Source organism: Mixta mediterraneensis (genome assembly GCF_030283135.1).
Classification (GTDB): Bacteria; Pseudomonadota; Gammaproteobacteria; order Enterobacterales; family Enterobacteriaceae; genus Pantoea; species Pantoea mediterraneensis.
In genome coordinates this window covers 118,789-130,944 of record NZ_JASUAZ010000006.1, presented here as the reverse complement: position 1 = coordinate 130,944, position 12,156 = coordinate 118,789, and the positions used below count along the sequence as shown (strand labels likewise).

Here is a 12,156-nt window from a genome sequence, read left to right as displayed (position 1 = left end):
ACCTGTTACTCCAGTTTCTCCTGGCGGATCATATTAACCCTTTGTAATTAATAACAATAAAAAACATGGCATACGCTTTGCAAAATTATAACTGAGCGCGGCCAGGCAGGGACGACGCAGGATGCAGCGCAGCGCGTGAAACAAGTTTTCCCCTTTAACGGAGGTTTCACATGAAAATAGGCGTTTTTATTCCGATTGGTAACAATGGCTGGCTGATTTCATCCCATGCGCCGCAATACAAGCCAACCTTTGAACTGAACAAAGCGATTGTGCAAAAAGCTGAGCATTATCACTTTGATTTTGCTCTGTCGATGATCAAGCTGCGCGGCTTTGGCGGTAAAACTGAATTTTGGGATCATAACCTCGAATCTTTCACGTTAATGGCGGGTTTAGCCGCCGTGACCTCGCGCATCGAAATTTATGCCACCGCAGCCACGTTGACGCTGCCGCCCGCCATTGTGGCGCGCATGGCATCCACTATTGATTCTATTTCTAATGGTCGCTTTGGCGTCAATCTGGTTACCGGCTGGCAGAAGCCGGAGTATGAACAGATGGGATTGTGGCCCGGTGATGAATATTTTGGCAGCCGCTACCACTACCTGACGGAATACGTCACGGTACTGCGTGATTTATGGGGCAGCGGAAAATCCGATTTTAAAGGTGAGTTCTTCACCATGAATGACTGCCGCGTGAGTCCACAACCGCAGAAACCGATGAAAGTCATCTGTGCGGCGCAGAGCGACGCGGGCATGGCCTTTTCGGCCCAGCATGCCGATTACAACTTCTGCTTCGGTAAAGGCGTTAATACGCCGACTGCTTTCTCAGCAACCTCAACCCGCATGAAACTGGCGGCAGAAAAAGCCGGGCGCGATGTCGGCTCATATGTGCTGTTTATGATTATCGCCGCCGGGAGCGACGAAGAAGCGCGCGCCAAGTGGGAACACTATAAAGCCGGTGCAGATGAAGAGGCGCTCGCCTGGCTAACCGCGCAAAGCCAGAAGGATACTCAATCCGGCAGTGATACTAACGTGCGCCAGATGGCCGATCCCACCTCTGCCGTCAACATCAACATGGGTACGCTGGTTGGCTCTTATGCAAATGTGGCACGCATGCTGGACGAGGTGGCACAGGTTGACGGGACGCAAGGCGTATTGCTGACATTTGATGATTTTCTGCAAGGCATCGAAGAGTTTGGTCGGTTCATCCAGCCGCTGATGACATGCCGCAGTGCACTGATTGAGACACAGCAGGAGGTGGCCTAATGAGCACGGTTTTTTGTCCCCATACGTCCACTATTCCACACGTAGCGTTGCCTGCACGCCCGGAAGCCATCGCTTTTCCGCCACGTCAAACCGCGCTGATCGTAGTGGATATGCAGAATGCCTATGCCACCCAGGGCGGTTATCTTGATCTGGCCGGGTTTGATGTTTCTGCGACGAAACCGGTGATAGCTAAAATCCATCAGGCCGTCACAGCGGCACGCGCGGCGGGCACCAGATCATTTGGTTCCAAAATGGCTGGGACGATCGGTATGTCGAAGCAGGTGATGCGGGTTCACCGAACTTTCACAAATCAAATGCGTTAAAAACCATGCGCAAGCGGCCTGAACTGCAAGGCACGTTGCTTGCAAAAGGCGGCTGGGATTATGCACTGGTTGATGAGTTAGTACCGCAGGCCGGTGATATTGTGCTGCCAAAACCACGCTATAGCGGCTTCTTTAATACGCCACTCGATAGCATGCTGCGCAGTCGTGGTATCCGTCATCTGATTTTCACCGGCATCGCCACAAATGTCTGCGTGGAATCGACGCTACGTGACGGCTTTTTCCTGGAGTATTTCGGCGTGGTGCTGGAGGACGCAACCTATCAGGCCGGTCCGCCATTTGCCCAGCAGGCGGCGATTTTCAATATCGAAACCTTCTTTGGCTGGGTATCAAACGTCGATACCTTTTGTGAAAGCCTGCAGTCACCTGAAAGCAATCGCTGCAAATAGAAAGGAGACATTGCAATGCCGAAAAATGTGATTATTCCGCCAGGCACGACCACGCCGATTGCCCCTTTCGTGCCCGGCACGCTGGCCGATGGCGTGGTGTATGTCTCCGGCACGCTGCCATTTGACGATAACAATAACGTGGTGCATGTCGGTGACGCTGCAGCGCAAACCCGTCACGTGCTGGAGGCCATCAAGAAGGTGATCGAAACCGCTGGTGGCAGCATGGAAGATGTGACGTTTAACGCCATCTTCCTCACCGACTGGAGCAACTATACGGCGGTGAACCAGGTTTATGCCGACTATTTTCCTGGCGAAAAACCGGCGCGCTTCTGTATTCAGTGTGGTCTGGTGAAGCCCGACGCATTGATCGAAATTGCCAGTGTGGCGCACATCGGTAAACAGGGGGCCTGATGCATGTCGAAATTCACGGTCTGCAAGCTGATGATGCACCGACGCTGGTTCTTGCTTCGGGCTTAGGTGGTGTTGCTGGCTTCTGGCAGCCGCAGCTTGCGGCGTTGACTAAAAATTATCGCGTGGTGCTTTATGACCAGCGCGGCACCGGACGCAGCGCTGATACGCTGCCAGCGGACTATAGCATGGCGATGATGGCCGCTGAGTTAGTCGATGCGCTGGCGCAGCGCGGTATCTTGCGTTTTGGGCTAATCGGTCACGCGTTAGGCGGCCTGGTTGGGCTGCAGCTGGCGCTTGATTACCCCGAACGGGTACAGCGTGTCGCGGTAATTAATGGCTGGTTGACGCTTAATGCCCATACTCGCCGCTGCTTTCAGGTCCGTCAGGATCTTCTGCTTAACGTCGGCGTAGAGGCATTTGTCAGGGCGCAACCGCTGTTTCTTTATCCTTCAGCGTGGATGGCGCAGCATCAGGCACGGCTGGCGCAGGAAGATGCCCACCACGCTACCCATTTTCAGGGAAGAGAAAACCTGCTGCGTCGCCTGCATGCTCTGATGAGAGCGGATTTCACCGCCAGCGCGGCAAACGTTTCGCAACCCGTACTGGTGCTATGCAGTCAGGACGATCTGCTGGTGCCGTGGAGCTGCTCAACGCAACTGGCAACAGCACTTCCCAATGCCAGACAGGTTGATATGCCCTGGGGGGGCCATGCGATGAGCGTGACCAATGCCGATACGTTCAATGCATTGTTGTTGCAGTGGCTGGATGAAAGCGATGTCGTCCCGCCGTTACGCCGCGCTACCGGTTAATCTTTTTAACGGAGGTCACAATGAACAGCGATACCTTGCCATCAGTAGTGGAGAAAAACGATTTCCGTAATGCTATGTCGCGATTAGGTGCAGCGGTCAATATTGTCACTACCGCAGGTCCGGCCGGACGCGCAGGTTTTACTGCATCGGCGGTGTGCAGCGTCACCGATTCGCCACCCACGCTACTGGTTTGTCTGAACCGTTCAGCTTCGGTCTATCCGGTGTTTCGCGAAAATATGCAGTTATGTGTTAACACCCTGGCCGCAGGTCACGAACCCCTTTCCAACTTATTTGGCGGTAAAACGCCGATGGCTGAACGTTTTATCGCCGCAGAATGGACTACCGCAATGACCGGTTCACCGGTTTTAACTGGCGCAGTGGCATCGTTTGACTGCCGTATCAGTCAGATTGTTAGCGTTGGCACTCACGATACGCTGTTCTGTGAAGTGCTCGCACTGATGCGTAATGACGATACGCACGGTCTCGCCTGGTTTGATCGCGGTTATCACCCTCTGTTGCGGCAGGAAGCCTGTTAATTCACCCCATACGGCCCCGGCATTCATACTTTCTGGAGAAAACAATGGCAAGTTCCTAGTTTCCTCAATGGCAAAAGAAGTCAGTCGTCACGGGTAACGGGCTGATCGCCCCCGATGAAACATTGCCCTTTGGACAAACTGTCATCCTCGGCTTGCAACATGCGGTGGCGATGTTTGGTGCGACGGTATTAATGCCGCTGTTGATGGGTCTTGATCCCAATCTGGCGATTTTAGTCTCGGGCATTGGCACTCTGCTGTTCTTCTTTATTACTGGCGGACGTGTGCCCAGCTATCTGGGATCCAGCGCGGCCTTTGTCGGAGTAGTGATTGCCGTAACCGGATTTACGGGTCAGGGTCTGAACCCCCATCTCAGCGTGGCGCTGGGCGGTGTCGTTGCCTGCGGCCTGCTGTATACATTGATTGGCCTGATCGTAATGAAAGTCGGAACGCGCTGGATTGAAAATTTGATGCCGCCGGTCGTCACCGGCGCGGTAGTAATGGCAATAGGGCTGAATCTGGCACCTGTGGCGGTGCACAGCGTTTCGGGCTCATCCTTTGACAGTTGGATGGCAGTGCTGACCGTGCTATGTATCGGCACGGTTGCCGTGTTTACCCGTGGCATGATCCAACGACTGTTGATACTTGTTGGCTTAATCTTTGCCTGGTTGGTCTATGCGTTGCTGACCAATGGATTAGGATGGGGTAAACCGGTAGATTTCAGTGCGCTTTCACAAACACCATGGCTTGGTCTGCCACACACAACTGCGCCCACTTTTGATATGCAGGCCATTGTATTGATTGCGCCAGTGGCAGTTATTCTGGTGGCCGAAAACCTTGGTCATATTAAAGCGGTGGCGGGAATGACCGGCCGCAATCTCGACCCCTATATAGGCCGCGCATTTGTCGGTGATGGGTTAGCAACGATGCTCTCCGCTACCCTGGGTGGCAGCGGTGTCACCACATATGCGGAAAACATTGGCGTGATGGCGGTAACCCGGGTTTATTCAACGCTGGCATTTGTTGCAGCGGCGGTTATTGCCTTGATACTGGGATTCTCGCCGAAATTTGGTGCATTAATACATGCGATTCCTGGCCCGGTAATTGGCGGCGCATCGATCGTGATATTTGGTCTGATTGCTGTGGCAGGCGCACGTATCTGGGTACAAAACCACGTCGATTTCAGCCAGAACGGCAATCTGATTATGGTCGCGACGACACTGGTGCTTGGCGCGGGCGACTTCACGCTAAAAATTGGACAATTTACGTTGGGCGGCATTGGCACCGCTACTTTTGGCGCAATTATTCTTAATGCCGTTCTGCGTCGTCGCAGCACGGCGTTGACAGAAAATAAGGTAGCGCGCCAGGATAGTTAACTACTCAAGCGGTGTGGTTACTGGCTGCTCCGCTTTTTTGCGCTTAAACCGCAATTCGCTGACGATGACACCACAAACTATCAATGCCCCACCCAGCAGCGCTGCAGCTGGCAAACGCTCTCCGGCAACCCGACCCACAACGCCCGCCCGCACCGGTTCACCCGCATAGATCACCGTAGCCCGTGTCGGTGAAACGCTGCGCTGCGCCCAATTCATCGTGACCTGAATTAAGGCGCTGGCGGCCCCTAAGCCTAACGCGCTAAACAGCAGCGGCAGGGAAAGCGTTGGGATCGATTCGCCGTTGGGCACCATAAAACAGAAGGCGCATAGCGATGCGACGGCGAGCTGAATCAGCGTAACGCGACGAATATCCACTTTGCCGGCGTAACGGCTAATCAGAATGATTTCGGCGGCAATCGCCAGCGTGCTCAGTAAGGTGGCAATTTCACCAGCGTTCAGGCTAATGCGCCCTTCCTGGGGGCCTGCCACCAGCATCAAACCACTAAAAGCCAGTAGAATGCCCAGCCAGGCCATCAGACCCGGCGGACGGCGCAAAAACAGCCACTGTAATAACGGCACTACCGGCACATATAACGCAGTAAGAAACGCTGACTGGCTGCTGGAAATGGTCTGCATTCCCCAGGTTTGCAGGCCATAGCCACCCGCAATCGCAACCCCTATCAGCGAACCGGCTTTGATTTCCGTCAAGGTCATTGCTGCCAGATAACGACGGAAAAAGAAAGCCAGCAATAGGGCTGCTGTGGCAAAACGCAGGCCGACAAAGAAAAACGGCCCGGAATATTGCACAGCACGATGCACCACCAAAAAGGTGCCGCCCCAGATCATAGTAATAAGGATTAATATCATTTCCTGGCGCGAGAGACGCAAGGATAAACGGCGGCTGGCGTCCGACATAATTCACCTGACAATGGATTCGGGCGTCATTTTGCGAAGCGGAACAGAGAAAAGCAATAACGTTAGCCGCCGGAATTCACCGGCGGCAGAGAGCACCATTAAGCGTCAGCGGTTTTCTTATTACTGCTACGTCCTCCCTTTTCCCCGGCACGTGCAGCCCGTTGCGGATCATTTTTAAAATTACCGCCGCTGTTTTTGCCGCCTTTGCGTCCGGCTTCGGCCGCACGCTCCCGGTTTTCGGCGAAATTTCCTGAACCTCCACGATGTGTTGCCATAGTGTGCTCCGGTTGTAAAATCGCAATAGCTTATGAATATTTACCCGCGTTTGAGTAAATCCGGCTGATTGCCCGTTTCGCAATCATGGTTAAAGCTTAGCCAGTTTTGCCCCTACCCTGCCAACCGTTACATTTGGCAACAGATAATCCGCTGCCAGTTTGCCTGATTATCGAACATTTAATCCTCTTTTGGTCCTTTACCGGCTGATTACCGGGCCTGGAAACGTCTTCGTATACGCGACAAATTCGCAGCCTAATAAAGCTCTTCTATACTTTTGGTACGCTAAATAACCGAAGGGAGAGATGAATGGCCAAGATTCTGGTGCTTTATTACTCAATGTATGGACATATAGAAACGATGGCGAATGCAGTTGCTGAAGGCGCCCGCAAGGTTCCTGGTACAGAAGTCGATATTTTGCGTGTGCCAGAAACCATGGATGCAGAACGCTTTGCCCAGGTTGGCGGGAAAACCCAGCAGGCTGCCGCAGAAGCTACCCCAGAAATCCTTCCGCAGTACGATGCCATTATCGTTGGCACGCCAACCCGCTTCGGCAATATGTCGGGCCAGATGCGCACCTTTTGGGATCGCACGGGCGGACTCTGGGCTTCCGGTGCCTTGTTCGGAAAAATAGCCAGCGTCTTTTCTTCTACTGGCACTGGCGGCGGGCAAGAACAAACGATTACTTCAGTCTGGACCACGTTAGCGCATCACGGCATGGTGATTGTCCCGATTGGCTACGGTACGAAAGAGCTGTTCGATATATCGCAAGTGCGCGGCGGTACGCCTTATGGCGCGACCACCCTGGCTGGCGGCGACGGCTCACGCCAGCCCACAGAAGTGGAACTGAATATCGCCCGCTTTCAGGGTGAACACGTTGCCGGGCTGGCAGCAAAACTGACGAACTGAATTCATACTGGATTTCACTCAAGGAGATCACTATGGCGACCGACCAAGCAAAAGCACATCACGTTGGCGAGTGGGCCAGCCTGCGTCACACCTCACCTGAAATCGCCGAGGCTATTTTTGAAGTGGCGAATTACGACGAAAAACTTGCAGAAGAAATTTGGCGTCAGCAAGGCAATGATGAAGTCCTGTTCCGTGCCTTTGATAAAACCGATGAGGATGTCCTGACCTGGGACGACAAGCCGGTAGAACGTAAGAACGTTTAATTCTAAGGCGGGACTTTCCCGCCTTTATCTTTTAGATAACTGATTATGGAGCGCTGTATGTCTTCCTATCAAAGCATTAATCCTGCGAATAACCAGTTGCTGAAAAGCTGGCCTTCCCACGACGCGACGGCAGTAAGCCAGGCGCTGGATGTGGCCGATCGCCTGTTCCATTCACGCTGGAGCAAAGGGGATATTCAGCCGCGTGTGCAGGTGCTAAAAAAACTGGCCGGGTTAATTGATAGCCGGGCCGAAGAGCTGGCTATCATTGCCAGTACAGAGATGGGCAAGCTGATTGGCCAAAGTCGCAGCGAAGTAAAACTTTGCGCTCAAATTGCGCGTTATTATGCAGAAAATGCCGAACGCCTCCTTAAACCACAGGCTTATCCAGGCGAGCTGGGCGAGGCCTGGGTAGAGTTTCATCCGATTGGCGTGCTGGTCGCTGTTGAGCCGTGGAACTTTCCTTATTACCAGCTTATGCGCGTGCTGGCACCGAATCTGGCATTAGGTAATCCAGTGCTGGCAAAACATGCCAATATCGTCCCGCATTGCGCTGACGTTTTTGAGAAGCTGGTAAAAGAAGCGGGTGCGCCAGACGGAGCATGGACCAATCTGTTTATTTCCACCGATCAGGTTGCCGGGTTGATCGCCGATGATCGTGTTCAGGGCGTGGCGCTGACGGGGTCTGAACGTGCGGGTAGCGCAGTGGCTGAGCAAGCCGGTAAGCATCTGAAAAAGTCCACGCTGGAACTTGGCGGTAATGACGTATTTATTGTGATGGACGATGCAGATATTGATGAGGCGGTACGTCAGGGCGTGCAGGCGCGAATCAGCAACTGTGGCCAGGTTTGTACTGCTGCGAAGCGCTTTATTCTGCATGAAAAGATCGCTGATCATTTCATCGAAAAATTCAGTGCAGCGCTTTCAGCAGCAACGCCCGGCGATCCGCTGGATGAAAAAACCTTGCTCGGCCCGCTGTCCTCAAGCGATGCACGCGAGCGTCTGGCGAAACAGGTTAATGAAGCCGTTGCTCATGGTGCGAAACTGCTCATCGGCGGCAAAGCGGTTGCTGGCGTGGGCTACTATTATCAGCCAACCATACTGACCGGGATTAAACCCGAGAACCCGGCATACTATCAGGAGTTTTTCGGCCCGGTGGCACAGGTTTACGTCGTTGGCAATGATAACGCAGCGATAGCGCTTGCCAATGACTCTCGTTACGGCCTGGGGGGTTCAGTCTGGACCAGGGACATCGATCGCGGTCGTAAGCTGGCTTCAGCAATCGAAACGGGCATGGTGTTTATCAACTCGCAAAGTGATACTTCAGCCGAGCTGCCCTTCGGTGGCGTGAAACGTTCAGGCTACGGACGCGAACTTGCTGACCTGGGCATTAAAGAGTTTGCCAATCAGAAACTGGTAGTGATTGCCGGTTAACGGCCATGCAGATTTACGGACATAAAAAACCCCGTCGTGACGGGGTTTTTTATTAGCGCGGAATTAATTCGCGGTGGCTGGCTGCGCAGCCTTATTGCTGTTACTTTCTGCAGCTGACGCTTTCCCTGCTGCGGTTTTATCTGCGTCCGCTTTAGCTTTGTCAGCTTTATCCTTCTCTTCTGCGGCCTTAGCCTCAGCTGCTTTTTTGGCGGCAGCTTTATCGGCTGCAACTTTGTCAGCAGCAGCTTTATCTGCTTTAGCCTTTTCGTCTTCTGCTTTTGCATCAGACGCTTTTTGCGCAGCAGCTTTGGCTGTTGCGGCCTTGTCAGCAGCAGCTTTATCTGCTTTGGCCTTCTCTTCTGTCGCTTTAGCCTCAGCCGCCTTCTGTGTGGCTACGTTGTCAGCTGCCGCCTGATCGTTCCCGGCTTGCGCCTGATTATCTGCTGACTGTGCATCGGCAGCAGGCTGTGCGGCCGGTTGCGGTACTGGCGGCTGCATAGGTGTACCTTGCAGCGCACTATTCAGAACCTGAGCAAATTGATCCCACGCACAGTAGCCATTCGCGTCAGACTGGCAGCCCGCCAGCTGTAGCGTTACGCGCTTAGGTGGGTTTTTCAGGCTCAGGACATCCCCGTCACGCAACTGATCGGCGGTTTGATAAACGTACTCAACCTTCAGCAGGTCTTTATTATTTTTGCCATCGTGCCAGCGCTCAAATACCACCTGACCGCCAATAGGCGTCTTTTCGTAGGTGTCTGGCAGCGCGTACGGCTTAACCTGCAACGCACTTAGCAGCGAAGCAATATTCGAGTCATGCCCCACCATTAAGGTCACTTTCGGCGCGTTGGCTTTATCCTGATCGACTAACTGACTGCGGATGTAATCCACCAGCGGTGCAGCGACTTCACGCGCAACGTCTGGGCTGGTAAATAACGTATCCTGGTAACCATTTTTAATCGCTGACAGTTCTTTCCACTGTTCAGGCGTTTTGATTTGGCCCCACGCAACCTGATCCAGCGGGAAACCTTCGTAATATTGCAGTGTGAAAGCATCCATCAATGAGTTACCCACTTTCAGTGGGCCGCTAACATTGGGTTCCTTACCGTTGTCAGCGGTAAACGTATTCTCTGCGTTGCTTAAATCACACTGTTTCTTGCTATTGCAGGCGGGCGCAGATTTGTAATCAATGATCTTTTCCAGACGCTGCAAAGCGGGCTTTAACGCCAGTTTTTCATTGGCAGCGGCCATTGCGGCCAGCGCTTTTTTATTAAATGCATCGCTACCGTCAGTGACGACAGGATTAAAGACTGGATCCATGGTGCCCATTGCGTCCTGATGCGTAACCGCAATATCACAACCAGGGAAAGCGCCATTAACAAAGAACTGGGCGGTGGCTACGGTGCGCTGCAGGCTGTTAGCGTAAACAAAAATATTATCGCTCTCTGGACAGCTATCGTTTTTCACCAAACCTTGTTGCGCCAGCCATTGGCGAGTGTAATTGCCCATGTAGATTTCCAGCACGCCACCTTTGGTAGTGAGCTGTCCGCCTGGCACATCCCATTGCGGCCATTTTTTCCGGGTCGCCTGCTCCAGTACGCTGCCATTATCTGCCAGCGGCGCGCGTAAATTGTGTCGGCTCACCATCAGCACCTGCTGAAGTTGCATACCTCCGTCAGCGGCTTGTGCCACTGCCCCAATCGGTAATGCTGCGAGCACCGACAATGCGCAAAGACTCAGTTTCTTGATCATTGTGCCTATTCCATTTATTCAGTAAAGAAACACTCAGGCTATCAACCGATTAGCTCGCCTGAAGCGAAGTGCTGCACAGTGTAACTCAGCTCGCCTCGGAAAAGCGCCAAGTGATTGTAAAAACAGTTAATGGACTATAGCAGAGTTGCTAATGGGAATTGCAGACAAGACAGCAGATTGAAAAGCCACAGGATACTTTTCAGAATCCCTGAAGGGAAAAGCAGAAACGAAACAGGCCAGCACGAATGCTGGCCTGTAAAATGTGGCGGAGGAGGAGAGATTCGAACTCTCGGATGGTTTCCCATCGGCGGTTTTCAAGACCGCTGCCTTAAGCCGCTCGGCCACCCCTCCGTTTTGAAACTGTTACTGCGGCAAAAACGTTATAGGTCATATTTTTGCCATTTCACCGCATTACGCTGATGAAGTGGCGGAGGAGGAGAGATTCGAACTCTCGGATGGTTTCCCATCGGCGGTTTTCAAGACCGCTGCCTTAAGCCGCTCGGCCACCCCTCCGCAATGAGGCGCACTATAAACATCCCCCTGTAAGATGTAAAGCCCGGCTCAATTCGTTCGGCTGAAAAACAGCCAAATAGTATTTTTTCGTCGCCAATTTCATCATTCTGCTCAAATAATTAGCATCTTTACGCGTAAAGAAGGGTAAAACGCCTTTTCCCACTTTATGGCACTGCGTATTCTCAGCGCATATTTGGTGTTCTGCTGACAGGAGCGCAACATGGACAGAATAATATCTTCTTCATCGCAGCAATCGCTGCTGAATACACACAGAGTTCTACGTAACACGTATTTCCTTCTGGGCCTGACACTGGCTTTCTCCGCAGTGACCGCAACGGCCAGCACGATGCTGGGTTTACCGGCTCCGGGTTTGATCTTAATGCTGGTCGGCTTCTACGGATTGATGTTTCTGACCTATCGCCTGGCGAATAGCCCAACGGGCATCCTGGCTGCTTTCGCATTTACCGGCTTTCTGGGTTATTGCCTTGGCCCGATTCTTAGTACGTTTCTGACCGCTGGCATGGGCGATGTGATTGCGCTGGCGCTGGGCGGAACCGCACTGGTGTTCTTCTGCTGTTCGGCTTATGTATTAACTACCCGCCGGGATATGTCCTTCCTTGGCGGTATGATGATGGCCGGCTTCGTGGTGCTGTTAGTGGCTGTCGTCGCCAATATCTTTCTGCAACTGCCTGCACTGCAGCTGGCGATTAGCGCCCTGTTTATTCTGTTCTCCACCGGCGCAATTTTGTGGGAAACCAGTAATATTATCCATGGCGGTGAAACCAATTACATTCGTGCAACCGTGAGCCTGTACGTGTCGCTATATAATATCTTTGTCAGCCTGCTAAGCCTGCTGGGTTTCGCCCGCAGCAACTAAACCCCCATTTGTGGCAGACTGTAACGAAACCCCGCTCGGCGGGGTTTTATTTTTTATGCCGATGTAATTTGGTAAAATGCGCCGTGATCTTTTGTGAGGAAATAA

At 52.8% G+C, this 12,156-nt stretch carries 11 protein-coding genes, 2 tRNA genes and 2 pseudogenes; 10 read left to right on the top strand and 5 right to left on the bottom strand.

Translation table 11 applies throughout. The annotated features are described in order from the left end of the window. The first annotated feature begins 170 nt into the window (after window positions 1-170). The 6 genes and pseudogenes from rutA to rutG all read left to right on the top strand — a co-directional run. Complete coding sequence (gene rutA / locus QRY16_RS06480) at window positions 171-1,262, top strand: pyrimidine utilization protein A (RefSeq protein WP_289776033.1); 1,092 nt, start codon at window positions 171-173, stop codon at window positions 1,260-1,262. After that, window positions 1,262-1,992: pseudogene (gene rutB, locus QRY16_RS06475) on the top strand (pyrimidine utilization protein B). Before rutA ends, rutB begins: the two are co-directional and overlap by 1 nt. A gap of 15 nt (window positions 1,993-2,007) precedes the next feature. Continuing rightward, window positions 2,008-2,403, top strand: a complete 396-nt coding sequence (gene rutC / locus QRY16_RS06470; RefSeq protein WP_289776032.1) for a pyrimidine utilization protein C — start codon at window positions 2,008-2,010, stop codon at window positions 2,401-2,403. Next, window positions 2,403-3,212 (top strand): pyrimidine utilization protein D, encoded by an 810-nt coding sequence (gene rutD, locus QRY16_RS06465; protein ID WP_289776031.1) that lies wholly within the window; start codon window positions 2,403-2,405, stop codon window positions 3,210-3,212. Before rutC ends, rutD begins: the two co-directional genes overlap by 1 nt. A gap of 20 nt (window positions 3,213-3,232) precedes the next feature. Further along, complete coding sequence (gene rutF / locus QRY16_RS06460; RefSeq protein ID WP_289776030.1) at window positions 3,233-3,748, top strand: NADH-dependent FMN reductase RutF; 516 nt, start codon at window positions 3,233-3,235, stop codon at window positions 3,746-3,748. Window positions 3,749-3,807: 59 nt separating this feature from the next. Further along, window positions 3,808-5,121, top strand: a pseudogene (gene rutG / locus QRY16_RS06455) (pyrimidine utilization transport protein G); the annotation flags it as partial. Here the strand turns inward: rutG and QRY16_RS06450 are convergent. Both QRY16_RS06450 and QRY16_RS06445 read right to left on the bottom strand, forming a co-directional pair. Beyond that, complete coding sequence (locus tag QRY16_RS06450; RefSeq protein ID WP_289776029.1) at window positions 5,122-6,036, bottom strand: DMT family transporter; 915 nt, start codon at window positions 6,034-6,036, stop codon at window positions 5,122-5,124. A 98-nt stretch (window positions 6,037-6,134) separates the two neighbouring features. Beyond that, window positions 6,135-6,311 (bottom strand): con-10 family general stress protein, encoded by a 177-nt coding sequence (locus tag QRY16_RS06445; protein ID WP_193403255.1) that lies wholly within the window; start codon window positions 6,309-6,311, stop codon window positions 6,135-6,137. A gap of 307 nt (window positions 6,312-6,618) precedes the next feature. On the opposite strand from QRY16_RS06445, the gene wrbA reads away from it, so the two are divergent. Genes wrbA through QRY16_RS06430 form a run of 3 tightly spaced genes read left to right on the top strand, consistent with a single transcriptional unit; the run spans window position 6,619 to window position 8,912 of the window. Next, the gene (gene wrbA, locus QRY16_RS06440) at window positions 6,619-7,218 is read left to right on the top strand and encodes an NAD(P)H:quinone oxidoreductase (RefSeq protein WP_289776028.1); all 600 of its coding nucleotides are present in this window, start codon (window positions 6,619-6,621) and stop codon (window positions 7,216-7,218) included. Between the two features lie 32 nt (window positions 7,219-7,250). Further along, complete coding sequence (locus QRY16_RS06435) at window positions 7,251-7,481, top strand: YccJ family protein (protein ID WP_193403257.1); 231 nt, start codon at window positions 7,251-7,253, stop codon at window positions 7,479-7,481. 57 nt (window positions 7,482-7,538) lie between these two features. Further along, on the top strand, window positions 7,539-8,912 hold the full coding sequence (locus tag QRY16_RS06430) for an NAD-dependent succinate-semialdehyde dehydrogenase (RefSeq protein ID WP_289776027.1): 1,374 nt from the start codon (window positions 7,539-7,541) through the stop codon (window positions 8,910-8,912). Window positions 8,913-8,975: 63 nt separating this feature from the next. Here the strand turns inward: QRY16_RS06430 and agp are convergent, their stop codons facing one another. From agp to QRY16_RS06415, 3 genes are all read right to left on the bottom strand, one after another. Further along, entirely contained in the window at window positions 8,976-10,661 is a 1,686-nt protein-coding gene (agp, locus tag QRY16_RS06425) for a bifunctional glucose-1-phosphatase/inositol phosphatase (RefSeq protein WP_289776026.1), read from the bottom strand. A 263-nt stretch (window positions 10,662-10,924) separates the two neighbouring features. Next, window positions 10,925-11,012: transfer RNA gene (locus QRY16_RS06420), tRNA-Ser, on the bottom strand. Between the two features lie 74 nt (window positions 11,013-11,086). Further along, a tRNA-Ser gene (locus QRY16_RS06415) sits at window positions 11,087-11,174 on the bottom strand. 220 nt (window positions 11,175-11,394) lie between these two features. Between QRY16_RS06415 and yccA the strand changes: the two genes are divergently transcribed. Then, on the top strand, window positions 11,395-12,051 hold the full coding sequence (yccA, locus tag QRY16_RS06410; RefSeq protein ID WP_193403260.1) for an FtsH protease modulator YccA: 657 nt from the start codon (window positions 11,395-11,397) through the stop codon (window positions 12,049-12,051). The last annotated feature ends 105 nt before the right edge of the window (window positions 12,052-12,156 follow it).

Bases quoted from the DNA above. Each gene is read 5' to 3' on its own strand.
- agp (WP_289776026.1), bottom strand. From the start codon at position 10,661: ATGATCAAGAAACTGAGTCTTTGCGCATTGTCGGTGCTCGCAGCATTA.
- QRY16_RS06435 (WP_193403257.1), top strand. From the start codon at position 7,251: ATGGCGACCGACCAAGCAAAAGCACATCACGTTGGCGAGTGGGCCAGC.
- QRY16_RS06445 (WP_193403255.1), bottom strand. From the start codon at position 6,311: ATGGCAACACATCGTGGAGGTTCAGGAAATTTCGCCGAAAACCGGGAG.
- wrbA (WP_289776028.1), top strand. From the start codon at position 6,619: ATGGCCAAGATTCTGGTGCTTTATTACTCAATGTATGGACATATAGAA.
- rutC (WP_289776032.1), top strand. From the start codon at position 2,008: ATGCCGAAAAATGTGATTATTCCGCCAGGCACGACCACGCCGATTGCC.
- yccA (WP_193403260.1), top strand. From the start codon at position 11,395: ATGGACAGAATAATATCTTCTTCATCGCAGCAATCGCTGCTGAATACA.
- QRY16_RS06430 (WP_289776027.1), top strand. From the start codon at position 7,539: ATGTCTTCCTATCAAAGCATTAATCCTGCGAATAACCAGTTGCTGAAA.
- rutF (WP_289776030.1), top strand. From the start codon at position 3,233: ATGAACAGCGATACCTTGCCATCAGTAGTGGAGAAAAACGATTTCCGT.
- QRY16_RS06450 (WP_289776029.1), bottom strand. From the start codon at position 6,036: ATGTCGGACGCCAGCCGCCGTTTATCCTTGCGTCTCTCGCGCCAGGAA.
- rutD (WP_289776031.1), top strand. From the start codon at position 2,403: ATGCATGTCGAAATTCACGGTCTGCAAGCTGATGATGCACCGACGCTG.
- rutA (WP_289776033.1), top strand. From the start codon at position 171: ATGAAAATAGGCGTTTTTATTCCGATTGGTAACAATGGCTGGCTGATT.